The sequence below is a fragment of the Gottfriedia sp. NPDC057991 genome, assembly GCF_042886615.1.
Classification (GTDB): domain Bacteria; phylum Bacillota; class Bacilli; order Bacillales; family Bacillaceae_G; genus Gottfriedia.
The window spans coordinates 163,905-187,643 of the sequence record NZ_JBHVQN010000005.1 but is presented as its reverse complement, the minus strand read 5'-3'; the positions used below and the strand labels follow the sequence as shown (position 1 = coordinate 187,643).

The window sequence follows — 23,739 nt, the reverse complement described above, 5'->3', positions numbered from 1 at the left end:
AATGAGTAAAGAGACGAATGTATACGAATTAACGGATTTTAAAAAGAATTTATTTTTAGCAGAGGAAGAAAAGACAAGTTTCTGGGAACTAGATGGAGCTCACTTTCAAAAACCATTATCTCCGCTATTTTCTTCTTTCATGATACCTGCTTTAACAGCTGGTACTTTGGAGGCTTTTGAAAAACTAAAGTTGCCAATGAAGCAGTTTCATGCTAAAACATCAAATGGTTATTTCTACCAAACAGTATTAACTCATGAAGATCCGGAAACGCGCCTTAAGGAACATCAAGCGTTAATGTCGTCTGTTTTCCCAAGAGCTATCGACATATTTAATAATTATGTTAATGATACGCTATTACCTTTTTATAACCGTTTAGATGAGTATAAAAATCAGAGTTTAACACTTGGGGAAGCGGAAGAAAAAGTATTTGAACTTTATGAAATGTATAAAAAGATTTGGTCTATCCATTTTGAAGTGGTTATGCCGAGAATATCTATAGGAGCTGCACTGCAAGAAATTTATGGTACTTTATTAAATACGACAAATACAGCTGTCATCTATGATTTATTATTAGGAACGATGAATAAGTCGCTTGAAACAGATCGAGAGCTATGGAAGCTTTCTATGCAAGTAAAAGAGTCTGGGTCGTTATCAAAAATCTTTAGTGACACTGATACAAACGAGCTTCTAGATTCATTACAGGATCTAGCTGAGGGAAGACAGTTTGTTGCTTCGGTTCAATCCTTCCTTGAAGAGTACGGATATCGAACTGCAAATAGTCATGAATTTGCAGATGAAACATGGGTAGAAAATCCATATCATGTTTTAAAAATCATTCAAAATTATCTTGAGAAGGATTACAACTTTGAAGCTGAAATTGAGGAAGTGATTTTAAATAGAGAACAGAATGTGAAAGAGGTTTTATCCAACATGCCAGAAGGGGAATTAAAAGAAACGTTTAAAGTTCTTCATGATATGGCACTAAACATGTGGGGGTTGGATGAAGATCATCACTTCTATATTGATGCTATGCTACCTGCAAAAGCACGTCCATTTTTATTAAATGTTGGTCAAACATTAGCTAATCATTCTGTCATTGAAAGGAATGAGGATATTGTATTCCTTTATTTAGATGATGTGATTGAATTACTTAGAGAGCCAAAGAATTCTTATGATTTAATAAAGAGTAGAAAAGAAGAGCATCACCATAATCAAGCTCATTCTCCTCAACCGTTCTTTGGTCAACCGCCAGCTGGTCCTATTGATCCAGTTTATGAGCTTGTATTTGGTGCAAAAATGCCTGATTTGAATCAAGTGACGAAAACATTTACCGGCTATGCAGGAGTGCAAGGAGCATACAAAGGAACGGTAAAAGTAGTTCGTGATCAAAGTGAGTTTGGTAAAGTCAAAAAAGGTGATATTCTTGTTTGTAAAACAACTACGCCTCCATGGACGGTTTTATTTACTTTAGTAGGTGGGATTGTGACGGATGTAGGCGGTATTTTATCTCATGCAGCGACGGTAGCAAGAGAATACGGAGTACCTTGTGTAATAGGTACGAAAATTGCCACTTCAATGTTAAAAGATGGTGATATCATTACAGTGGATGGGACAAAAGGAGAAGTCATCATCCATGAGCAGATCTAAAGAGTTTCTAATTTTACTAGCCATATTAACAGGGACTATTTTGGTCCCTGTTAATTCAACGATGATTGCCGTAGGGTTACCAACGATTGCTTCAGAATTATCCGTTTCTGTATCTGATATTACATGGGTTGTAACCATTTATTTAATCGTTATGGCTGTAGCTCAGCCAATTGCTGGGAAGTTAGGTGATATTTACGGAAATAAAAAGGTGTTACTAATTGGATTTTCACTACTGATTATATTTTCAGTGGCGTGTGCTTTTTCGTTTAATTTGGTTTCATTAATTATTTTCCGTTCTTTACAGGCCCTTGGAGGAGCACTTGTTACCCCAAATGCAACTGCGATTATTCGGTACGTTATCCCTAAGGATAAAATAAGTAATGTCTTTGGTATTTTCGGAATGTCGATGGGGTTGGGAGCAGCAGTTGGACCACTTCTTGGTTCCGAACTTATTAGTCTGTTCAACTGGGAAGCTATTTTCTGGGTGAATATTCCTTTTTTGTTAATGGCTATCCTTTTATCTTGGTTAATGATTCCAAATCTGAGTAAAACGAAAACCAATTCATTAGATATATTTGGTTCAATTTATCTAGGTAGTGTATTAACGTTTATAACCTTGTTACTCACACATAATGAATATTTAAGTGTATGGACGATTCTTATTCTACTACTCTTTATTGGACTTTTTATTTACCAAGAACGAACTACTCAGGCTCCACTCATCGAGTTTCCTATGTTTAAAAATAGAGCGTTTTTTAGTTCGAACCTATCTATCTTAATTAATAATTTCGTCATGTACAGTACCATATTATTTATTCCAATTTTATTAAAATCTTATCATTTTACGATTAATAAGATTGGTAGCTTGTTGTTTTACTTTTCTCTTGCTATGTCTATATCCGCGTTGGTTGGTGGGAAGTTAGCAAATAAATTTGGAAAAGAAAAAGTTATTATCTTATCTTTTCTATTATCTAGCTTTACCGTTTTATTTTATTTTGGATTTACTCCTAAAGTAACCTATCTCTATTTGATGAGTACTCTTTTGTTAGGAGGTTTTTCAGCTGGTATTGGTGCAGCAGCCATGCAATCGACAAACATAGAATCTGTATCAAAGGAAAAATCAGGTGTTGCTGCAGGGATCTATTCAACCTTTAGATATATGGGGGGAATGATGGCTTCTGCGGCGGTTAGTATTTATGTGGGAAAGACCTTTTTATACGTCCTTTTATTAATTGTTTCCGTAATAGGTCTTATCCTTTCAATCGTATTAACGCTAGGTCAGGCTAAGGCGGTGAAGAAGTACTTAGTGGGATAGTCATATTTTTAAGAGGAATTTATGAGGGGGTTGATTGTATTTTATCAATCCCTATTTTTTGCGGTATATATGTTCTAAAAAGTCATTTGTTCTTAATTAAGGAAAAAAGTCTTGCAACCATCCAAAACGAGTATTAATCCATATTTGCATTTCTGACTAGAATTTTGTATAAGCTTATTCAACGTAACTGTAGGATAGTTATAAGATTCTTAGTTTTTAAGGCAAGTTTTGATCTAAATGATCGTTACTATTGAACAATCAAAACTTAGCACTTAGAATTGATGTTGATTTCTAAATATTTAAAATAACGATATATATACATATTCATACAAAGGAAGAAGGTACTAATTATTGAAAATCAAAAAACTAATTCTCATTTCTTTTGCTGCCATTAATCTAGCAGGGTGTAGTTTTACAAGTCAAAAAACAGAAACATCTCAAGTGAATAATTTAGTTTCTTACTATGAAACTCTGAAACTGAAAAGAGATGTTGAATCTTCTTTTAATCAAAAAGTGCTTCAGAAAAAAGGGTATCCAAATGGTTACGATTTGGTCTTAAACCGCTCAAAAAAAGAAATTGCTCTCACAATTAGACCATATTCCAAAAAAAATTTTAATTACTTAAAGGGTGACCTCCAACATGATATGGAAAAAGTTTTGAAAGTGAAAAAGTATAACGATTATCACGCAAAAGTTCTTGCTTATTGGAGGCATGGCAATCCTTTAAAAAGGCAAGAACAAGAAGAGAAAATTCTTCAAGATGTAGCAAACGAGATGAAGAAACGTCATCAAATAGAAGTGTTGCCAGGGACCGAATGTTCAGCTACTGATGGACGCATGATAAGCGTTACCGCTGTCTTTATGCAAAATAATAAAGAAATTTCAAACCCAGTCGACATAAACAACTACCACAAAGAGTTTGTTAATCTTGCACAAGAAAAAGGGTTAAACATAAGTAATTTACCAATGTACTTTACATATGATTTAAATCGAAAAATTACGAGACATTGGATGGAAAAGGTCGTTCCGTCAATAAATGAAGGTTTAAAGGAAATAAAACGACTTCACGTTACTTCTACAACTATCATAGACGAAAGACATCCGATCATTATTAACACTACTATAAATAGTTCAGATTCCAAATCAAAAGAAAATGGAAAGCTAATTGACAAATTAGTTAATGAGTTTTTCCAAAATCCTGATATAAACAAAGAATTTCCTGGTCCTTATGAAATTATTGTTCAAAGTAAAGATAATATGAAAATAAATTAATGTTCTATTTATTCATCAGTAATGGGGTAGAGGGGTTCATTTGGAGACGAATATTGAGAATAAGTCTGTGTTGTTTAGTTATGATGGGAAGAATATTCATCGGAAGTATATTTAAACTAACATTGAAGTGTTGGACTTTTTGACAATTCGTAGGGATTAAATGGGTTTATAATAAAAAGAAATGGGTGTTAAATGAATTGAATCATTTAATGTCCATTTCTTTTGGTGTTTGTATTTAATGAATATACTTCCTTAAAAAAACTTCATTTGTTCAGTATTATTATTCATATTTGACTCTGTCTCTATAATTCGATACCCCATAGAATTGTACCCCTTCATTCTTTTATTAAACATTGCTTTTAGAATGGGTTCTTTATAATCTACATAATCAATTACTTTAATCTTAGATTTATTGTCATGTACACGATGGAGTCTTCCAACATATTGTTGTAAAGTGCCTTTCCAAGATAAAGGCATGACTAAAAATAAAGTATCTAATCGTGCATGATCAAAGCCTTCACCAATATATTTTCCAGTTGCTATAATTAACCTTTCATCATCATTTGTAAATCCCTCTAATTTTTTTCTTTTTTCTTTTTCTTCTTGTTTACTCATTCCACCTGTTAAAACAATAATATTTTTTGCGAATTTTTTAAATTTAGATTCTAAGTAATGAACATGTTCAACTCTTTCAGTTATTATTAGCGGAATAGCTCCATTGTCTAATTCCATTAGTACATCATCAAAAATCATTTGATTGCGCTTTTGATCATGTATAATTTCTTTATATAATGATTGAATTTCTTTTTCCTCAGCATTGCTATTACTCGTAAAATTTGTATATTTAGGCAATAATATATGTTCAAAAGGTCTAACTTTTGCTTGGTCTTTAGCAATCACTTTATATCGAATTGGTCCTAATTGCATTTTCATAATCGGTTGTAAACCATCTTTTCTTGTCGGAGTGGCAGTTAAACCACATATATATTTAGCATTCGCTTTTTTTAAGACTTGCTCAAAACTATACGCCGAAATGTGATGACATTCATCAACTATGATTTGACCATATTCAGTGACAAGTTCTTTTACTTCACCTTTGTAATTAAGGCTTTGTATAGTTGCTATGTCAATAATTCCAGTTCGCTTATTTTTCCCTCCTCCAATTTGACCAATTTTATTATTTTCTAAATCTAAAAATGTTGATAAACGTTCTTTCCATTGTTCTAATAATTGCTTTCTATGAACAATTATCAAAGTATTTACTTCTCTTTTAGCTATTAGTTCAGCAGCAATCACCGTTTTTCCAAATCCAGTTGTTGCCGATAAGATTCCTATAGGATTTTCTAATAATTTTTCTACAGCTTGGTCTTGTTCCGTTCTTAATTCCCCTATAAAAGTCAATAATATTTTTTTACCTACATTAGACAAGTCTTGGAAATTATATTTAATAGAGTATTGATTCAGTAACGCTTCAAGATCAACTTTACATCCTCGTGGCAAAATTATTAAATCATCTGTTTCTTCACTACAAGTAATATTTCTTGGTATTCCGTGTGTAGATAATCGTTTTGCTTGAGCTTTAAAAAATTCTGGATTTTTGAAAGTAGCTAATTGTATGAGTTTATGAATTAAAGAAGAGGGAAGTCCCTTTTTTTCAATACATAATCCATTACTTTCAATAACTTTCAATTTAATTGGGAAATTTTGAGTTTCTTTATTTAAATATTGTATAGTTTCTTTTTCAAAACTAAGTGACTTCTCTCGTTGATGAGATGTTTTAATTATTTTGTTTACATCTTCTAACTTCATTTTTTTTATATTACTCAAATAGGACCATTGATCTTGATATGGTATAAAGTTTTCATCAACAAAAACACTATTTCCATTTTTTCTTGGACCATGTTGCAAAGGTAGAGCAATTAAATTTCCAAAACCTCCTTTAGGGAGTGTATCTTGATTTGGAAATAAACGATCAAACGAGTCCATTCCAAGTTCATATCTTTTTTCAAGTGTTCTTGATATTAGTTCATTACCTAGTTTTCGAACTAGATATGCTGGAAGAGGTTCTTGAAAAAAAATCCAAACATGACATCCATCGCCTGATCGGGAACGTTCAATACACGCTGGAACATTCAGCTCATTGCAAGTCTTAATAAAAGTTAGAGCATCCATTTGCCAATTTTTTTTATCGAAATCAACTGCTAAGAACCAACATGTTTCATTTTGTAGAAGGGGATATAGACCGATAATATGTTTACCTGTAAGATGATCATATATAACTTGATCTGTTAGTGGCAGTAGTTCTCGATACTGACATTCCGAACATTTTATGTTAGGTTTTTGACATATAGTTGGTTTCCACTCATGTTTACAAGCAGGTGAATATCCGAATTTTCCATTTTTGGCTTCCCATCTAACTGCATATACATCTGTTCTCCCTATAAAGAGATTTTTATATATTTCAATTCTTTCATTTATTTTCTGCCTTTTAACGTTTACAGATTCATTTTTTGTATTTTGATTAGAACTATTTAAAGGTATGTTATGATGTTTCAGTAGAGTTTTTAATTTTTGATTTTCTAGTTTCAGTTGTTCACATTCTTTTATTAATTGTTGGATCTTAAGTTCAAGATTATGCATTGTATTCCCTCAATTTTTAAAGATTTTTAAATGTACTAAATGTATTATACATAGAAAATTAGAAGGTAAAAATGATCATATATTTTGTTTGTTGTAAAATACAGTAGGAATAAGAACGTAAAAGATGAGAAATTTCATTATCATGATATCCCAATCAGGAATTGGATTAATACTTCTTGGATTCATATCAAATTTAAGATTTCTTTTACCTTATTGAACGCAATGCGTTAGTCATATGTACTTTAAAAAAAGATGATTTTTATGGAGTATTATAAAATAAAGTTGCTTGGTGTCCGATTTGTTATCAAGGTTGGGTAGAAATCCTAAAAGATAAAAAATTCAAATCGCTTTTTGTATACTGTGATGAATGTGAATCCAGATTGGAGCATCCAATGAGATAAAAAATAAGAACTTAGCAACATCAATTTTTGATACTGAGATAGAAACTGAAGAACCATCTGAAAAGGAAATGATTACTATTGGCTTGGAAAAATACATTATTAATAACTGAATCTAGTTCAACTAACGCTTTTTCATAGTGAAGGGATGAAGTACAATTTACCGTAAAGTAGAAAGACTCCTTTCTACTCGACTAGTTGAGTTACAATAGCTAGCTTGATATCACAGGAAACTATACAATCCTATTCTTATAAAAAAAGTGATTGCAAAAATAATAGCTTAGAAGGAGAAAAATAAGAATGAATGAATTAATTGTATTTAGTGAACTTCATAAATATTTAAACAGTTTAGGTCCAATGAAATGTACAATGGCGGCAAAGAGCCTATCGTTAGGGTATAAACCTATTTCCTTTAGTGGCGCGTTTAAAAAATTTGCGACTCTATATGGAGATAAAAAATACCATTGCATAATTCTTCATGTAGATCCAGGTAATCCAGAATCTACTAGAGGGAAGTCTGTTCAAAAAGAAGTCCAACAAATTTTAAATTTTGAAATTAAAGAAATGAGAAATTTTCTTCTAAAAAAACATGAAGTATATGTTCCATTTGAAGTCATAGATTCAAAAGAGAAGCTGGAGCTATTAAAAGCTTTTTTAAAGAATAAATATGAAATTTTTTTTAGATAGAAATTAAAATAACATGCTAATTGTCAAGTGATAATAATATGTGAAAAAGGCGTTGCTCAAGAGCAATGCCTTTTAATTTTTGTTACTCATTTCTTATAAAACTAAACCAGTAACGGGCGGGATTCCCGTTCGCCCGTAGCGAGTCTTGGAGGATTCCCGTATATCGTTGTACAAGAGGGTGACTATTTAAAAAATGGTGAGTTTTATTTGAAGCATTCCTATGAACATATGGAGCTTGATGTGAAGTATGTGGAAAAGGTAATGCCTTATATTCATCAGTTATGGGGTAGAGGGGTTCATTTGGAGACAAATATTGAGAATAAGTCTGAGTTATTTAGTTATGATGGGAAGAATATTCATCGGAAGTATATTTAGAGCCACCTTTTTAGGTGGTTTTCTTACCGTGAAAATTTATTATTTTAGTTTTAAATCAGAAAAGGAGTGGACGATGCAAAGCACTGTATAAATTGGAAGGAAATGTATAAAGTATAAAATGTAGACTCAATTAAGGAAAGTAAATACATTTTATTTACTAATTTGGCAAAAGAAGAATTACACGCCTTGGGGTACAAATACGAATCGAATCTTTGTATGTTCAACTAGTATAGATTTGTAAACAATTAGAATGAAGTATTTTAATTTAACATAAATTTGATTGTAACGTTACCGAACTTTTGCGAGGGGGAATTATAATTGAATATAACAAATGTTTTAATTATCCTTGGATTCATTTTTTTTGCCTTAATATTTACAGTTTTAGTAATAGGTACTCTATATTTGTTTTTTATAGATCGTAAACAGAAGCAGCATCCAATACTCCGTAATTATCCAGTAATCGGACGAGCTAGGTACTTCTTAGAAACTATTGGACCTGAGTTACGTCAGTATTTATTTAACAATGACCGAGAAGGTAAACCTTTTTCAAGAGATGAATATGAGCATATTGTCAAAAAAGCAAAATATAAACGAGATGTTCTTGGGTTTGGGTCTAAAAGAGATTTTGAAGATAAAGGGTATTATATTAGAAATTCGATGTTCCCTAAACTGTCAGAAGAATTAAAAATGGATCAGGAAATAAACGTAACAACAAATCGATATTTATTGATAAAAGAGCCTTTATTTACACAGAAGGAGGAACGATTAGAGGAGAATGATTCACCTGCATATTTGTTGGAAGATAGTGATGCAATTGTAATAGGTAAAAACACGAAGTATCCTTTTATTGTAAAAGGCCAGATTGGAATGTCTGCTATGAGCTATGGATCCTTAGGTGAAAAAGCTATTACTGCACTTTCTGAGGGATTAGCAATTGCGAAGGGGACATGGATGAATACAGGTGAAGGTGGTTTGTCTGAATACCATCTAAAGGGTGGCGTTGATATTATCATGCAAATTGGCCCAGGTTTATTTGGTGTTAGAGATCATGAAGGGAATTTTAATTGGGATGCCTTGATAGAAAAAAGTAAAATTCCTGAAGTGAAAGCTTTTGAACTTAAATTAGCTCAAGGTGCAAAAACACGTGGTGGGCATATTGATGGGGAAAAGGTAACAGAGGAAATTGCAAGAATAAGAATGGTAGAACCTTATAAATCTATTGATAGTCCTAATCGTTTTCGAGAGTTTCAGGACTTTCCTTCATTGTTTGACTTTATAGAAAAGATCCGAGAACAAACAGGAAAACCGGTAGGAATGAAAGTGGTTATTGGAAGTAGTCATGAAGCGGATGAATTAGCAAAACATATAAAAAGTACTGGGAAGGGCCCTGACTTTATTACTGTAGATGGTGGTGAAGGGGGGACAGGTGCCACATACCAGGAACTGGCAGATAGTGTAGGGTTGCCAATTAAGTCTGCATTACCATTATTGGATAATGCTTTAAGAAAATATGGTGTACGTGATCAAGTTAAAATAATAGCTTCAGGAAAATTATTTTCGCCAGATCGAGTAGCGATTGCACTAGCAATGGGGGCTGACCTTGTTAATATCGCAAGAGGATTTATGATTACGATCGGTTGTATTCAAGCACTAAAATGCCACTCCAATGCATGTCCAGTAGGTGTGGCCACAACAGATCCTGATTTACAAAAAGCCCTTGTCATTGATGAAAAAAAATATCGAACAGCGAATTATCTAATTTCAATGCGTGAAGGTTTATTTCGATTAGCTGCCGCTGCGGGTCTAGATTCCCCTGTCCACTTTCAAAGGGAACATGTCGTTTATAAAGATGAAAAAGGGAAAGTGTGGTCACTGAAGGAAATTTATCAATCAATTGTAGAAAAAGTAGATTAAAAAATAGTGCCTTTACTTTACGTATCTTTCGCCTCTTATTTTCATTTATATATTGGAATTATAAAGTTGACAACTTCATATTGAATGAACCAATTCGATAGCTGAACAAAGATAGACTACTTCGGTAGTCTATCTTTGTTTTAAACAGAATAAAGAAAATGGGTAGCAATTTGAAAGACATTAACTAAATATGGCGTCATCTTTTTTACTCTAGATGTGACTGCTTAGGCAACTATCACAGTGCTTTAGTTTAATAAGTAGCTTTCCACTTTATAGATGCATACCCAATTATTAAATTTGCTTAAGTTTTTTCTTTATAACTTTATTTTCAATCAAAACCCATATTATCTTGGTTACTATAAAAATAGGTCCGGCATAGATTGCGAACTTATAGTCGTGGAGAAACAGCCACAAGCCCACACCCAGAATAAGAATAAAAAGAATGATATTTCTTAAAAATCGTAATGACATAATTTTTAATTCTACCTTTCTGCTTTCATTTTTCTTTTCTTCGATACGTATCCAAATCTATATTTAGATTCAATGAATTGGAAAAAAAAATCCTTTTCTTATTCAACTAAACTATCATTTACTTTAATAAAAAAAACTGCAATTAAGCAGTTTGTGATGTTTGTGATCTTCAAATAAAGCAATACGTAGTTGCATGCTTTATCAAATATACGTTTGAACATCAATGAAGGGTATTATGGAAGTATCTTGTCGATACTCCATGAGTGAGGTGAATGCAATAATATGGATACAATACATAAGATTATAGTTGAACGAACAAACCATTTCCCTTCTTGCTTGAATCTTCTATACTCTTCTATTGATAAAACAAAACCAAGAGTACCAATTATAACACCAATTGTAGCGAATATTATACCTCTTGTTGGTACAAAGAATGACAAGATTGCCAAAATTAAAGCTAGTTTTGACTTAGTGATTTTTTCTTTCATTAAATTATAGCCTCTTTTCTACTCTGTATTAAATATTTTAAAAGATGCCTAATTAAGTTATCTTTTTTTAAATACTAATAAAATTCCTAAGATAACGCCCATAGAATTTAATATTATATCGTCTATGTCAAAACTTCCAACTGCATATTTTGTTTGAAAGAATTCTAATGAAGTTACTAACAAAAAGCATATGAAGAATAGATAAATATGCTTTACTAGTTTATGTAAACAATAATAAAGAATTGCTCCAAATGGAATAAAGATAACAATATTTCCTAATAAATTAGACACTTTATAAAGTAAATCCGTTTTACTAGTTAAAAACCAATATATGGTTTTAAAAGGAATAAAGTTATTTTTATAAAAGTTTCCTTGAGAATTTCGTGAAAATAAAATAGAAACTACAAAAACAATATATGAAATTACAAATATACTAAATCCGAATTTACTAATGTGAATTTTTTTATACTTAATATAATGCAGTATCACATTTAAGATTGTATTAAAGGTTAAGAACAAACAAATAAACATACTATAAAAAAATACTTCACTAGCATATGGAACTACTCTCGATAATATTTCACCGAGAAATGCTCGCATTAATACAAATGCAACCATAATCGAGATGATTAATGTTATAGCTAGTGGTAAAGCAAGACGCATTGCACCAATAATTCTCTTTTTCATAAAAGTTTCCCCATTTTCATATTACCCCATAAAATTTTAACAGAATAATTCATGTATTACCATATATTTCCAATATTATCATACGCATTCTATAAAGTTACAAAAAAGTTGAACTATCTTGAGCAGGCAAACACATATACAAAAATATTCATAAGAGTTTTCATATAAGTCCAATTAAAATCTCCTCCAAATATATAAAAGGGGGAGATTTATTTGTGAAATAAATTAAGAGTTTTAAATGCTTTGAATTTGATCTATGTCCTCTTCCTATTAAAAAGCATTGATTTTTATTAAGGGAAATTTAAGGTACACAATCCAAAATGAGCTTATCAAATGAAATTAGGAGGAGTAAAAAAATAGATAAAACAAGCTCTAATGCAAACGACCAATAGTAGAGTAAGTTTGCTGTATAAACGCAAGATAAGCCCTGGTTTTCTTAAAATGGTTACAAGATATTAGAGTTTCTGAGGATATGTGGAAATTTCGGAATCGAATGAGTCTCGTCAAGAATAATCGGGTATAAATTCATATCAATCTCAATGATGGAGAGGAGAAAAGAAAATTGAAAAAGTGGGTTATTATTTCAGTTATTGTTGTTGCTGTTGGAGGTGGAAGTGGTTGGTTCATATATAGTAAGAGTCAAGCAAATCAAGCCCAAAATGTGATGGCTACAGCACAAACAATTACGGCACAAAAAGGAAAGTTAGAAGTAGCTGTTACTGGATCGGGTTCGGTAACTGCAAATACTGACGAAGATGTAACTGCGGCAAATACAATTCTAGTTGTGGATAGTGTAAGTGTTTCATCTGGAGAATCAGTAAATAAAGGTGACACGCTTATAACATTTGAGAATGGTGATGTTGTTAAAGCTCCATATGATGGAGAAATCACATCAGTTAAGGTGAAAAGCGGTAGCGGAGCTTCTCAAGGAAAAGTACTACTTCGTATGGAAAATGAAGATGGCGTAACAGCGCCTATTACAAGGGAAGACAGTGGCAGCTCTTCAGATAGTTCAGTTGGAGGAAATACAGGAGGTAGTAGTTTAGTAGCGGATACTGTATATGTAAAGGAAGGCTCAGTTGTAAAAGAAGGTGCAACACTTGTGAAATTTACAGATGGTAGTATATTACAGGCACCAGTATCTGGGACAATTACAACTCTTTCTGTTAAAAGTGGAGATTCTGTGCAAAGTTCTGCGACAGTTGCGCATATAACAAATTACAATTCGTTGGAAACAACGATTAGTGTTGACGAATTAGATATTCCAAAAGTAAAGGTTGGACAGTCAGTAAAAATAACTGCAAGTGCCTTTGAAGGTCAATCATTTGATGGGAAAGTAACAAAAGTATCAAATGAAGGTACATCGACAAATGGCGTTTCAACATTTGATGTAACTGTAAAAATTAATGATCCAAAAAGTCTGAAAATTGGTATGTCAACAGAAGCAAGTATTTTAATACAAAGTAAAGCAGACGCGCTATATGTTCCAGTAGAAGCAGTGTATAAAAATGGAAATGAAAAATATGTACTAGTTCCTACATCTACAGATGGTTCTGGGGAATCCACTAAGAAAGTTACTGTACAAACAGGTATTTCAAATGATACGAATGTAGAAATTACAAGTGGATTAAGTGAAGGAGAGTCTATCGAAATACCAAGTGTTCAATCAAGAGGTAATTCTGGTGGATTTATGATGCAAAATGGAGGATTCCCAAGTGGGGGATTCCAAGGTGGAGGATTCTCCGGTGGAGGATTCAACCGTAGTGGAGGAAACTTCGGAGGTAGAACTCAAGCAGGTGGCGGACAAGGAGGTAAATAATGACTAACTTAGAGCCGATTATTCAAATAAAAAACATGACGAAAATGTATGAACTTGGCGGAGAAACAGTAATGGCTCTTCAGAGTGTATCTTTAGATATCCAAAAGGGTGATTTTATATCAGTCATCGGTCCATCAGGTTCAGGGAAATCAACATTTATGAACATGATTGGATGCTTAGACCGACCAGATTCTGGGAGATATTTGATTGATAATGAAGATGTAGGGCAAATGAAGAGCTCGCAACTAGCGACTATACGGAATGAAAAAATTGGATTTATTTTTCAAAATTTCAATCTTATTCCAAAGTTAACTGCAGTAGAAAATGTAGAACTTCCTCTCATTTATAGAGGGATGAAAACGGCTGAACGAAGAGAACTTGCTCTTTCGGCGTTAAAAAAAGTAGGATTAGTAGATCGAGCGAATCATTTACCTACACAATTATCAGGAGGGCAGCAGCAGCGTGTCGCAATTGCGCGTGCCCTTGCTGGAAGCCCTCCTATATTACTGGCAGATGAACCGACGGGTGCTCTTGATAGTAAAACAAGTAAGGAAATTTTGGAGATTATGAATTTGTTAAATGAACAAGGACATACAATTATTCTAATTACACATGATCTAGAAGTAGCTAAAAATGCAAATCGTATAGTACGAATACACGATGGTCAGTTATACGAGAATGGAGGTGAATGGTTTGCAGACACTGAGAATGGCGCTTAAGAGCATTAAAGGAAACAAGGTAAGAGCGTTCCTGACGATGCTAGGTATAATTATCGGTGTATCCTCCGTTATTGTAATGGTTGCGATTGGACAAGGATCAACGAAAGAAGTGCAAGATCAAATAGGAAGCTTAGGTACAAATGTATTAACAGTAAGTGTAACTGGCTCTGATGTTACATTTAAAGAAGATGATGCCAATCAACTTAAGGACGTTAGTGGTGTAGAAGCAATTGCTCCGACCGTTTCTGGAAGAGTAACTGTTAAAAACGGACAAACGAACGCACAAGTGTCTGTGACAGGAACAACTTCACCTTATTTAAAAGTTCGTGATTTGGAGCTGCAATCAGGGCGATTTATCGCAGATTTAGATAATGATAATCACTCAAAAATTGCAGTACTTGGCTCAAGCACAGCACGAACATTATTCGGTTTTGGAAATCCAGTTGGTCAATACGTTCAAGTGAATGGAACATCATTTCGGGTTGTTGGGGTACTTCAATCAGTTGGTAGTTCATTAGGTTCAAGTGGGGACAGTACGATTTTTGTTCCGCTTAGCACAGCTCAGCTCCTGGCATCAACTACTTCAATTGGATCTGTCTATGTAAAAGTAGAAAATGAAAATATGATTAATTTTACATTACGTAGAATTGAACAAAAGATGTTTACGATTATTGGAGATGAAGATAGCTATAGTGTTTCCAGTCCAGAGGATTTAATGGAAACAGCTTCATCTGTTAATAAAACGATGACATTAATGCTAGGCGGAAGTGCTGCGATCTCACTTATTGTTGGTGGTATCGGTATTATGAATATTATGCTTGTATCGGTTTCAGAGCGCACAAAGGAAATCGGTATAAGAAAAGCAATTGGAGCAAAGCGTGGAAGTATTCTTCTTCAATTCCTCATTGAATCAATGGTATTAAGTTCACTTGGAGGAATAATAGGCGTTGTAATAGGCGTGATAAGTGCGAAAATATTCACTATAACGACAGGAACAGCAATTGCATATTCTGTTCCGGTTATGTTGTTATCATTTGTATTCTCTTTATTAGTTGGAATCGTATTTGGTGTTTTTCCAGCAAATAAAGCGTCTAAGCTTGATCCAATTCAAGCTCTTCGATATGAATAGAACGAATAAAGAGGCTGTCCCAAAAGTAGAACTTTTAAGGGGCACCCTTTTTTTTGTTTAAAAAAGGAAATCGTTCTTTATGATAGATTAATCTTCTTTTCACTTTCAAATAAAAAAGAAACGTTATTAAGTTGATTAACTAATAAAATAGTATTTTAGGTTTCTATTCAAAAATATCAGAATAGTCTATAATTATGGTCGTAACCTGAATTCAACCGTAAATAATATAGTGGATTGGTCTCGTTTGGAAAAAAGTTTTAATACAACCCAATTAATAAGGAGGTATTGACGTGGAAGAAATAATCTCAGAATTAGTTGATAACATGAAAGAAAGTTTAATCAAAATTAGGCGTGATATCCACTGTTATCCGGAGATAGGATGGACGGAATTCCGAACCTCATCTCTCATAGCAGATTTCTTATCAGAATTGGGATTTGAAGTAAAAGTAGGAAGAGAAATAATTGTACCTGAATCAAGAATGGGAGTCCCGGATGAAAAAACGATAGAAGAAGCTAAGGAGCGGGCATTGTCGTTTGGAGCAAATTCATATTGGATTGAGAAAATGGAAGACGGGTTAACTGGTGTAGTAGGTATTTGGGATACTGGGCGGATTGGTCCAACACTTGCCTTCCGATTTGATATCGATGGATTAGAAATTTCTGAGGATAGAGGAACAAATCATGTTCCATGGAATCAAAATTTTCGTTCGAAAGTAGAAGGCTATATGCATGCTTGTGGACATGATGGCCATATCACAATTGGGTTAGGAATGGCACAGCTGATTTCAAAAATGAAAGAGAAGCTTTCAGGAAAAATTAAACTCATATTTCAACCTGCGGAAGAAGGCGCGCGTGGTGCGAGAGCAATGGTTGATTCGGGAGTCTTAGAAGATGTTAATTATTTCTTTAGTGGTCATATTGGTGTAACCGCAACAAAACAGAACCAACTTGTCTGTAGCGTAACAGATTTTTTCGCGTCAACCAAGATTGACTTAGAACTGGAAGGTGTGCAGGCACATGCGGCATTAGCACCACATGAAGGTAGAAATGCATTACTTGCGGCATCTACTATTACATTGCAATTATATGCAATCTCTCGGCATGGATTAGGGGATTCAAGAATAAATGTTGGAGTTATTCAAGGTGGAGAAGGTCGAAACATTATTCCAGCACATGCTAAGTTGAAATTTGAAACAAGAGGAACGACCAATGAGGTTGATCAATATATGAAGAATGAATCACTGCGGATCATACAATCAGTTGCTCAGTTGTATGGGATTAAGGAACAAACCGAAGTAGTAGGACGTTCGATTATAGCAGACTGTGACTCTGATCTTGCGAATATTGTATATGGTATAGGATCAAAAGTTAAACAAACCAGTGAAATTGTTATTTCTCAACCTTTTCTTGCTTCAGAAGATGTAACGTATATGATGAAAGAGGTTCAAAAGAATGGTGGAATGGCTACTTATCTATTGTTTGGAACTGAATTGGCAGCGGGTCATCATAATTGTGCATTCGACTTTAACGAAAAAACAATTGCGTATGCAGTTGAAGTTTATGGAAACTTACTTGTACATTTAGCCAAATAATGAACTAGAGAGAGAGGAGAAAAGAATATGTTTTTTCTTGCATTAATTAGCTCTTTTTTGAATGCAGTAAATGCGTTGTATGCAAAAAAAATCACATTGCAAATGAAGGATAATAATAGCTTTATTGTAACATCTTTTCTAGTGGTCACCATATTGTTAGGCTGCGTAATGCCGTGGTATTATTCCTTTTCTGTTACTCCAGCTACAATAGGTTTATTAATCATTGTGATTATTTTAGATGCATTGTCCAATGTATCATTTTTCTTAGCGCTAGGACGAATAGAAGTATCACAACTAGCAGTGTATACTGCGCTGACCCCATTATTCACGTTTATTCCAAATAGCATATTGCACGGATTTGATATACATATATTAATTCCGGTCCTGCTTATTGTGCTTGGTGTATATTTTCTAAATGTAAAAGGTAGAAACATGTTATCTCCATTAGTAGAAATAAAAAAACCAGGGAATTTATTAGGGGTTGCAGCTGCAGTTTCTGCCGGACTCAGCATGGTTCCTACACAACAACTGCTTGTTCATCAATGGATAAATGCTCCTACACTTTACTTTTTCAGAGCGAGTGGGATTGCCCTAATAATCTATTTAATACATCGACCGAAAATTTGGTATCCAAAACTGAATATACACCTTTCGATTCGTGGTGTTCTTGCGATTACTCAATGGATCGCATTGTTTGCAGCCTTAAAGATTGCCAACGGGACTCTAGTTGTAGCCTTAGCCTATACCTCACCAATATTTGCATTGTTTTTAGCAAGAATTTATTATAAAGAAAAAATTACAGCGGCTAAATTGATTGCCTGCTGTATTACTATTTTAGGAATTTTATTTATTTTAGAGTAGTGGAGGAAAAGATGAAAAAAATCCGTTTAGGTTTACTTGGATCTGATGATTCGATTGATGTTATTCAATCTGTAATAAAGGAATACCCTGAATTTGAATGTACCCCGATCATCTATTGGAGAGAAGAGGAAATTATTGATCTATTAAGTCCTGTTGCAAATGATTTTGATATTTGGCTCTTTTCAGGCAAGGTCCCTTATGCAATAGCAAAAAGCTGGGGTGGTATTACAAAACCTATGTTTTTTACGCCTCACACTGGACCGAGTCTCTATAAAACTTTGTTACAAATATTTTATCATAACCAGATTGCAATGGAGCAAATTAGCTTTGATAACTTCCATTTTGATGAACTCAAAAGTATTTTAGATGAAGCAGAGATTAAAGCTGATAACCTATTTTTGAAATATTATGAAGGAGAAGTTGATGCAGAGGTACTTGCAGAATACCACTATGAGTTATGGAAAAGTGGGAAAACAAAAGCTGCAGTTACATGTCTTCGATCGGCACATATAGAACTTGAGAAAATGGGTGTTCCTGTTTATCGTGTACTTCCTGCAAAGTCAGCTATTGAGTCTGTACTAAATTTAGCACTTCGAACTTATGAGATGTTACATTTTAAAGAAAGTCAAATTGCAGTTCAAATGATTGAAATCGACTCTTATTTTGGATTGGCGAAGGATACATTTTCGACTGATGAAATCTACAAAATAGAAATTAAAATGGCAGAAAAGCTTCTTGTATACGCAAATAAAGTTCAAGGGTCACTTAAATCTGCTGGTCCCGGTAGATATGTCATTTTTACAACCCGAGGCCTTTTGCAGGATATAACGAATGAATTTTCAATTATACCGAATTTGGAAGATCTTGAAGAATTAAAGAAAGAAGTCATTACTTGTGGAATCGGAATCGGTAAAACGGCTTACGAAGCGGAAATTCATGCCGGAAGAGCTTTATTTCATGCTAGAGAGTATGGAAAAGGAAGTTGGATGGTTGCTCTCGATAATCAAACGATAGCGGGTCCATTAGGGAGAGAGGAACAAATTACATATTCCTATGTCTCAAAAGAACTACAAAAAATAAGCGAGCAAACGTCTTTAAGCATTTCGACTCTTAGTAAGCTGGAATCTATTCTTAAAAAAATAGGAAAGAGTGAAATTGGAGCTCACGAGCTGGCACAGTATATGCAAATCATGCCGAGAAGCGCGCGTAGAATTTTAAAGGAATTAGAAGAACAAGGAATTGCTCAGGTTATTGGAGAGGAAACTCCTTATTCGCGTGGAAGGCCTAGAAACATATATAAAATAAGCCTTTGACAGGTGATTAAGACTCTTTTCAGTTTTTATATAATATTCTGAATATTATTACTTAACAAACTAAATGATTAATGATATAGTTATGGTCATAGCCATAAATAGACCTAAAATACGAAATTTATTGTGGGAGGAAAAATGATTAATCAGGAAAGATTGTGGAATCGCCTTATGGAATTAGGATCCATAGGAAAACAAGAGTCTGGTGGAATTACTCGTTTGTCCTTTACTGAAAATGAGAGAAAAGCTAAGGAATTAGTTACTTCCTATATGGTTGAAGCAGGATTAAAAGTTTACGAAGATTCCGTTGGAAATCTTGTAGGACGTAAAGAAGGAACTAATCAAAACGCATCAGTTGTTCTAGTAGGCTCACACATTGATTCTGTATATAACGGCGGGAATTTTGACGGACCACTTGGCGTTCTCTCGGGGATTGAAATACTCCAGACGATGAATGAGCAAGGAATCACAACAGTAAATCCAATTGAAGTGATTGTATTTACAGATGAAGAAGGAGCTAGATTTAGCTTTGGTATGATTGGGAGCCGAGGAATTGCTGGAACACTCAACTTAGAACATCTTCAAAATAAGGATCAACAAGGGATTACTATAGCGCAAGCGATGAGCGATGCAGGATATGATCCACTTTCAATTGATCAGTCAGTCAGACCTATAGGATCAGTAAAAGCGTATGTAGAATTACATATTGAACAAGGAAAGGTGCTTGAAAACGGTAATTTATCAGTAGGTATTGTTACAGGAATCGCTGGTCCGTTATGGCTTAAATTCACAATTGAAGGCAAAGCAGGACATGCGGGGACAACCCCAATGAATGACCGTAATGATGCCTTAGTTGCTGCTTCCCAGATTGTTCAACTAATTGAAACTGAATCAGCTAAGACAGGTTCAACGGTTGGAACAGTTGGTCAATTGCAGCTGTTTCCTGGTGGAATCAATATTATACCCGGGAAGGTTGAATTTACGTTGGATCTTCGCGATGTTAATGAAGCAATTCGTGATGAGGTTGAAAATCGAATTTTAGAAGGATCAAAAATTTTATGTGAACAACGTGGTGTAGGATTAGAAATTGAAGTTCTGCAACGTATTAAACCAGCTTTATGCTCTAGTGAAATTCAGGATCTTGCAAAATTGGCTAGTGAAAAGATTGGCATGGAACCATTTTTTCTCCCAAGTGGAGCTGGGCACGATTGCATGCAGCTTACAAGTCTATGTCCTATAGGGATGCTTTTTATCCGTTCAAAAGATGGAATAAGCCATAATCCTGCTGAATGGAGTTCAAAGGAAGATTGTACAGACGGTGCTAATGTACTTTATCATACTGTACTTCAGTTATCTAATAATGAATAGAGGGAGATACAATCATGCAAACAATATCATTTGATAGTTTAGTAGAGCAAACAAAAGAAGAAGTAATTAAGTGGAGAAGGCATTTCCATCAGTATCCGGAGTTATCTTTTCATGAAGAAAAAACAGCTCAATATGTGTATGATACACTTCAATCTTTCGGGAATTTAGAGATATCTCGTCCAACAAAGACGAGTGTTATGGCTCGTCTGATTGGTTCTCAACCCGGCAAGGTGCTAGCAATTCGTGCAGATATGGATGCTTTACCGATCGAGGAAGAAAACACTTTTGAATTTACCTCTAAAAATCCAGGTGTAATGCATGCTTGTGGGCACGATGGTCATACAGCAATGCTTCTAGGCACAGCTAAAATTCTAACTAGTTTAAAAGATAAGATCAAAGGTGAAGTTCGCTTTTTGTTTCAACATGCCGAAGAGTTGTATCCTGGTGGTGCAGAGGAAATGGTACAAGCAGGAGTAATGGATGGAGTTGATATGATAATTGGTGCTCATCTATGGGCTCCTATGAAACTAGGTACAGTAGGTGTAGCTTATGGACCGATGATGGCTGCTCCGGATACTTTCTATATTACTGTTGAAGGTAAGGGTGGACATGCAGCACTTCCACATGACACGATCGATTCGATTGCTATAGCTTCCCAAGTTGTAACGAATCTTCAACATATCGTTTCTAGAAATACTGATCCGCTTGATAATCTAGTAGTTTCTGTTACCAAGTTTATTGGGGGTACAACTCATAACGTAATCCCAGGTTCAGTTGAAATCTGTGGTACCGTTCGTAGTTTCAACGCCGACCTTAGGAAATCGGTTCCTGAACTTATGGAACGAGTTATTAAAGGTATAACTGAAGCTCATGGTGCACAATACAAATTTAATTATGAGTTTGGATATCGCCCAGTTATCAACGATGAGCATATTACGAAGGCTATTGAAGAAACTATTCTAGAAGTGTTTGATGAAAAGACTCTCGACCTTATGAAACCAAACATGGGTGGTGAAGATTTCTCTGCTTTCCAACAAAAGGCACCAGGCACTTTCTTCTATGTGGGAGCAGGAAACAAAGAAAAAGATATTTCTTATCCTCATCATCATGCTCGTTTTACAATAGACGAGGACGCTTTGGAAATTGGTGTAAACTTATTTGTTCATGCCACATTTAAGCTTTTAGATTAATAGACTCATGGTTAAGTAGACCCTTATTTTACAAGGATCTACTTAATCTAAACTTATATTTTCTGAATATTTAAACTAATATAAATTATAAATTGAAAGTGGGGAACAATTTTTGAAAATCTATCATTTATTAGCACTTATTCCATTTATTGCTATTCTGGGCTTTTCATCTTGGGCAAACCACGTTGAGCCATTTGTATTAGGAATGCCTTTTCTCCTTTTTTGGGTTGTACTATGGACAGTTTTTTCAACACCAGTTATGTGGATTATCTATAAATTAGATTCGGCTAATAAGGGGGACAGATAAGATGAATAGTGCATTAATTATAATTTTTCTCTTTCTTGCAGTATCGATTTTTCTAGGGGTACAAGCTAGGAAAGGAAAAGACATGAATCTTGAGCAATGGAGTGTTGGAGGAAGAGGATTTGGTACTATTTTTGTCTTTCTCTTAATGGCTGGCGAAATCTATACAACTTTTACTTTCCTAGGTGGAAGTGGCTGGGCATATGGAAAAGGAGGTCCAACCTACTACATCACTGCTTACGGTGCACTTGCTTATATTATGTCATATTGGTTACTTCCAAAAATATGGAAATATGCTAAAGAAAATAATTTAATGTCTCAACCGGACTTTTTTGCAAGTAAATACAAAAGTAAAACCCTTGGCGTTTTAGTTTCACTAGTTGGTGTATCTGCTGTAATTCCCTACTTAGTTCTACAATTAAAAGGATTAGGAAGCATCGTTTCGGAGGCATCTTATGGAATGATTTCACCAACTTTTGCGATTTGGATAGGTGCTATTTCAGTGACTATTTATGTAATGATATCTGGTATCCATGGATCTGCATGGACTGCAGCATTAAAGGACATTATGATTCTTGGTGTTGTTCTTTTTCTAGGAATCTATCTTCCAATTCATTATTATGGTGGATTCCAAGCGATGTTTGAAGCAGTCGATAAAGCTAAACCAGGCTTTCTAAGTCTCCCAAAAGAGGGATTAAGTGTATCTTGGTTTAATTCTACGGTACTTCTAACAGCTTTAGGTTTTTACATGTGGCCGCATACTTTTGGCTCCATTTATTCAGCAAAAAGTGAAAATGTATTTCGTAAAAATGCGATTATCATGCCTTTATACCAACTTGTGTTGCTTTTTGTGTTTTTCGTTGGGTTTGCAGCAATTCTTCAAGTACCTGGACTACAAGGTCCAGATGCGGATTTGTCTTTATTAAAATTAAGTAAACAATCTTTTAACCCGTGGTTTGTTGGAATCATTGGTGGAGCAGGGGTATTGACCGCAATCGTGCCAGGCTCGATGATTCTAATGGCATCTGCAACTTTAATATCAAAAAATATTTATAAAGTGTTTGTACCATCTGCTACAGAAAAGCAGGTTGCTGTTTTAGCTAAATACCTTGTTCCTGTGGTGGCTTTGTTCGCAGTTTTTTTCACATTTAATGGTGGAACTACATTAGTAACTCTGCTTTTAATGGGATACAGTCTAGTTACTCAATTGTTCCCAACACTTGTCTTTAGTTTAATGAAAAAGAACTTTGTAACGAAGCAAGGTGCATTCGCTGGTATTTTTACTGGAGTTGCAACAGTTACTTATGTGACTATAAGTAATACAACAATCGGATCATTATTCCCAGCACTGCCTCAATATATTAAAGATTTGAATATCGGTGTTATTGGCTTAGTTGTAAATCTAGTATTTTTAGTCGTTGTTAGCTTACTTACTAAAAATGTAGCGGTTCAAAGCAAAAAGGAAATTGTAGCATAATTAAGAATTATTTTGTAACAAAGGGGTTGATTACTTTAACAACCCCTATTTTTTGTGTAGGCATTTTTAAAAATA

At 34.2% G+C, this 23,739-nt stretch carries 18 protein-coding genes and 2 pseudogenes; 18 read left to right on the top strand and 2 right to left on the bottom strand.

Annotation, left to right across the window (positions count from 1 at the left end):
- Position 1: 1 nt before the first annotated feature.
- The 4 genes and pseudogenes from ACFVR2_RS17490 to ACFVR2_RS17475 form a co-directional block, all read left to right on the top strand.
- Positions 2–1,648 carry a PEP-utilizing enzyme gene (locus tag ACFVR2_RS17490; RefSeq protein WP_387364389.1) on the top strand — a complete coding sequence of 549 codons (1,647 nt, stop codon included), beginning with the start codon at positions 2–4 and terminating at the stop codon, positions 1,646–1,648.
- Positions 1,635–2,963, top strand: a complete 1,329-nt coding sequence (locus ACFVR2_RS17485) for an MFS transporter (RefSeq protein WP_387364386.1) — start codon at positions 1,635–1,637, stop codon at positions 2,961–2,963. Before ACFVR2_RS17490 ends, ACFVR2_RS17485 begins: the two co-directional genes overlap by 14 nt.
- Before the next feature lie 351 nt (positions 2,964–3,314).
- On the top strand, positions 3,315–4,235 hold the full coding sequence (locus ACFVR2_RS17480; protein ID WP_387364383.1) for a hypothetical protein: 921 nt from the start codon (positions 3,315–3,317) through the stop codon (positions 4,233–4,235).
- 22 nt (positions 4,236–4,257) lie between these two features.
- Positions 4,258–4,350: pseudogene (locus ACFVR2_RS17475) on the top strand (SpoVR family protein); the annotation flags it as partial.
- Between the two features lie 137 nt (positions 4,351–4,487).
- On the opposite strand, the gene ACFVR2_RS17470 reads toward ACFVR2_RS17475, so the two are convergent.
- Positions 4,488–6,875 (bottom strand): TOTE conflict system archaeo-eukaryotic primase domain-containing protein, encoded by a 2,388-nt coding sequence (locus ACFVR2_RS17470; RefSeq protein WP_387364380.1) that lies wholly within the window; start codon positions 6,873–6,875, stop codon positions 4,488–4,490.
- 698 nt (positions 6,876–7,573) lie between these two features.
- On the opposite strand from ACFVR2_RS17470, the gene ACFVR2_RS17465 reads away from it, so the two are divergent.
- The 4 genes and pseudogenes from ACFVR2_RS17465 (at position 7,574) to ACFVR2_RS17450 (ending at position 11,218) form a co-directional block, all read left to right on the top strand.
- Positions 7,574–7,960, top strand: coding sequence for a hypothetical protein (locus tag ACFVR2_RS17465; protein ID WP_387364377.1), 387 nt, complete (start codon positions 7,574–7,576; stop codon positions 7,958–7,960).
- A gap of 144 nt (positions 7,961–8,104) precedes the next feature.
- A pseudogene (locus ACFVR2_RS17460) lies at positions 8,105–8,335 on the top strand (stage V sporulation protein R); the annotation flags it as partial.
- Positions 8,336–8,653: 318 nt separating this feature from the next.
- Positions 8,654–10,249, top strand: a complete 1,596-nt coding sequence (locus ACFVR2_RS17455) for an FMN-binding glutamate synthase family protein (protein WP_387364374.1) — start codon at positions 8,654–8,656, stop codon at positions 10,247–10,249.
- Between the two features lie 753 nt (positions 10,250–11,002).
- Positions 11,003–11,218 (top strand): hypothetical protein, encoded by a 216-nt coding sequence (locus tag ACFVR2_RS17450; protein WP_387364371.1) that lies wholly within the window; start codon positions 11,003–11,005, stop codon positions 11,216–11,218.
- A 47-nt stretch (positions 11,219–11,265) separates the two neighbouring features.
- Here the strand turns inward: ACFVR2_RS17450 and ACFVR2_RS17445 are convergent, their stop codons facing one another.
- Positions 11,266–11,895 carry a VanZ family protein gene (locus ACFVR2_RS17445; RefSeq protein WP_387364368.1) on the bottom strand — a complete coding sequence of 210 codons (630 nt, stop codon included), beginning with the start codon at positions 11,893–11,895 and terminating at the stop codon, positions 11,266–11,268.
- Positions 11,896–12,457: 562 nt separating this feature from the next.
- Here ACFVR2_RS17445 and ACFVR2_RS17440 point away from each other — a divergent pair.
- The 10 genes from ACFVR2_RS17440 to ACFVR2_RS17395 all read left to right on the top strand — a co-directional run bounded on the left by ACFVR2_RS17440 (position 12,458) and on the right by ACFVR2_RS17395 (position 23,664).
- Positions 12,458–13,714: an efflux RND transporter periplasmic adaptor subunit gene (locus ACFVR2_RS17440; protein WP_387364365.1), complete on the top strand. Its 1,257-nt coding sequence runs from the start codon at positions 12,458–12,460 to the stop codon at positions 13,712–13,714.
- On the top strand, positions 13,714–14,433 hold the full coding sequence (locus ACFVR2_RS17435; RefSeq protein ID WP_387364362.1) for an ABC transporter ATP-binding protein: 720 nt from the start codon (positions 13,714–13,716) through the stop codon (positions 14,431–14,433). The genes ACFVR2_RS17440 and ACFVR2_RS17435 overlap by 1 nt, the downstream gene beginning before the upstream one ends.
- Positions 14,423–15,562: an ABC transporter permease gene (locus tag ACFVR2_RS17430; protein WP_483867307.1), complete on the top strand. Its 1,140-nt coding sequence runs from the start codon at positions 14,423–14,425 to the stop codon at positions 15,560–15,562. Before ACFVR2_RS17435 ends, ACFVR2_RS17430 begins: the two co-directional genes overlap by 11 nt.
- Positions 15,563–15,852: 290 nt before the next feature.
- Positions 15,853–17,154, top strand: a complete 1,302-nt coding sequence (locus tag ACFVR2_RS17425; protein WP_387364356.1) for an amidohydrolase — start codon at positions 15,853–15,855, stop codon at positions 17,152–17,154.
- Between the two features lie 27 nt (positions 17,155–17,181).
- Complete coding sequence (locus ACFVR2_RS17420) at positions 17,182–18,015, top strand: EamA family transporter (RefSeq protein WP_387364353.1); 834 nt, start codon at positions 17,182–17,184, stop codon at positions 18,013–18,015.
- Between the two features lie 11 nt (positions 18,016–18,026).
- Positions 18,027–19,328: an ArsR family transcriptional regulator gene (locus ACFVR2_RS17415; protein ID WP_387364350.1), complete on the top strand. Its 1,302-nt coding sequence runs from the start codon at positions 18,027–18,029 to the stop codon at positions 19,326–19,328.
- Between the two features lie 135 nt (positions 19,329–19,463).
- Complete coding sequence (locus ACFVR2_RS17410) at positions 19,464–20,693, top strand: Zn-dependent hydrolase (protein ID WP_387364347.1); 1,230 nt, start codon at positions 19,464–19,466, stop codon at positions 20,691–20,693.
- Positions 20,694–20,707: 14 nt separating this feature from the next.
- A complete protein-coding gene (locus ACFVR2_RS17405; protein ID WP_387364344.1) occupies positions 20,708–21,883 on the top strand; it encodes a M20 family metallopeptidase in 1,176 nt (391 codons plus the stop codon).
- 112 nt (positions 21,884–21,995) lie between these two features.
- Positions 21,996–22,190, top strand: a complete 195-nt coding sequence (locus tag ACFVR2_RS17400; RefSeq protein WP_387364341.1) for a DUF3311 domain-containing protein — start codon at positions 21,996–21,998, stop codon at positions 22,188–22,190.
- A 1-nt stretch (position 22,191) separates the two neighbouring features.
- A complete protein-coding gene (locus ACFVR2_RS17395) occupies positions 22,192–23,664 on the top strand; it encodes a sodium:solute symporter family protein (RefSeq protein ID WP_387364338.1) in 1,473 nt (490 codons plus the stop codon).
- The last annotated feature ends 75 nt before the right edge of the window (positions 23,665–23,739 follow it).

Coding starts and splice junctions, on each gene's coding strand:
- ACFVR2_RS17490 (WP_387364389.1), top strand. CDS start 2: ATGAGTAAAGAGACGAATGTATACGAATTAACGGATTTTAAAAAGAAT.
- ACFVR2_RS17485 (WP_387364386.1), top strand. CDS start 1,635: ATGAGCAGATCTAAAGAGTTTCTAATTTTACTAGCCATATTAACAGGG.
- ACFVR2_RS17470 (WP_387364380.1), bottom strand. CDS start 6,875: ATGCATAATCTTGAACTTAAGATCCAACAATTAATAAAAGAATGTGAA.
- ACFVR2_RS17465 (WP_387364377.1), top strand. CDS start 7,574: ATGAATGAATTAATTGTATTTAGTGAACTTCATAAATATTTAAACAGT.
- ACFVR2_RS17450 (WP_387364371.1), top strand. CDS start 11,003: ATGGATACAATACATAAGATTATAGTTGAACGAACAAACCATTTCCCT.
- ACFVR2_RS17445 (WP_387364368.1), bottom strand. CDS start 11,895: ATGAAAAAGAGAATTATTGGTGCAATGCGTCTTGCTTTACCACTAGCT.
- ACFVR2_RS17435 (WP_387364362.1), top strand. CDS start 13,714: ATGACTAACTTAGAGCCGATTATTCAAATAAAAAACATGACGAAAATG.
- ACFVR2_RS17430 (WP_483867307.1), top strand. CDS start 14,423: ATGGCGCTTAAGAGCATTAAAGGAAACAAGGTAAGAGCGTTCCTGACG.
- ACFVR2_RS17420 (WP_387364353.1), top strand. CDS start 17,182: ATGTTTTTTCTTGCATTAATTAGCTCTTTTTTGAATGCAGTAAATGCG.
- ACFVR2_RS17415 (WP_387364350.1), top strand. CDS start 18,027: ATGAAAAAAATCCGTTTAGGTTTACTTGGATCTGATGATTCGATTGAT.
- ACFVR2_RS17410 (WP_387364347.1), top strand. CDS start 19,464: ATGATTAATCAGGAAAGATTGTGGAATCGCCTTATGGAATTAGGATCC.
- ACFVR2_RS17405 (WP_387364344.1), top strand. CDS start 20,708: ATGCAAACAATATCATTTGATAGTTTAGTAGAGCAAACAAAAGAAGAA.
- ACFVR2_RS17395 (WP_387364338.1), top strand. CDS start 22,192: ATGAATAGTGCATTAATTATAATTTTTCTCTTTCTTGCAGTATCGATT.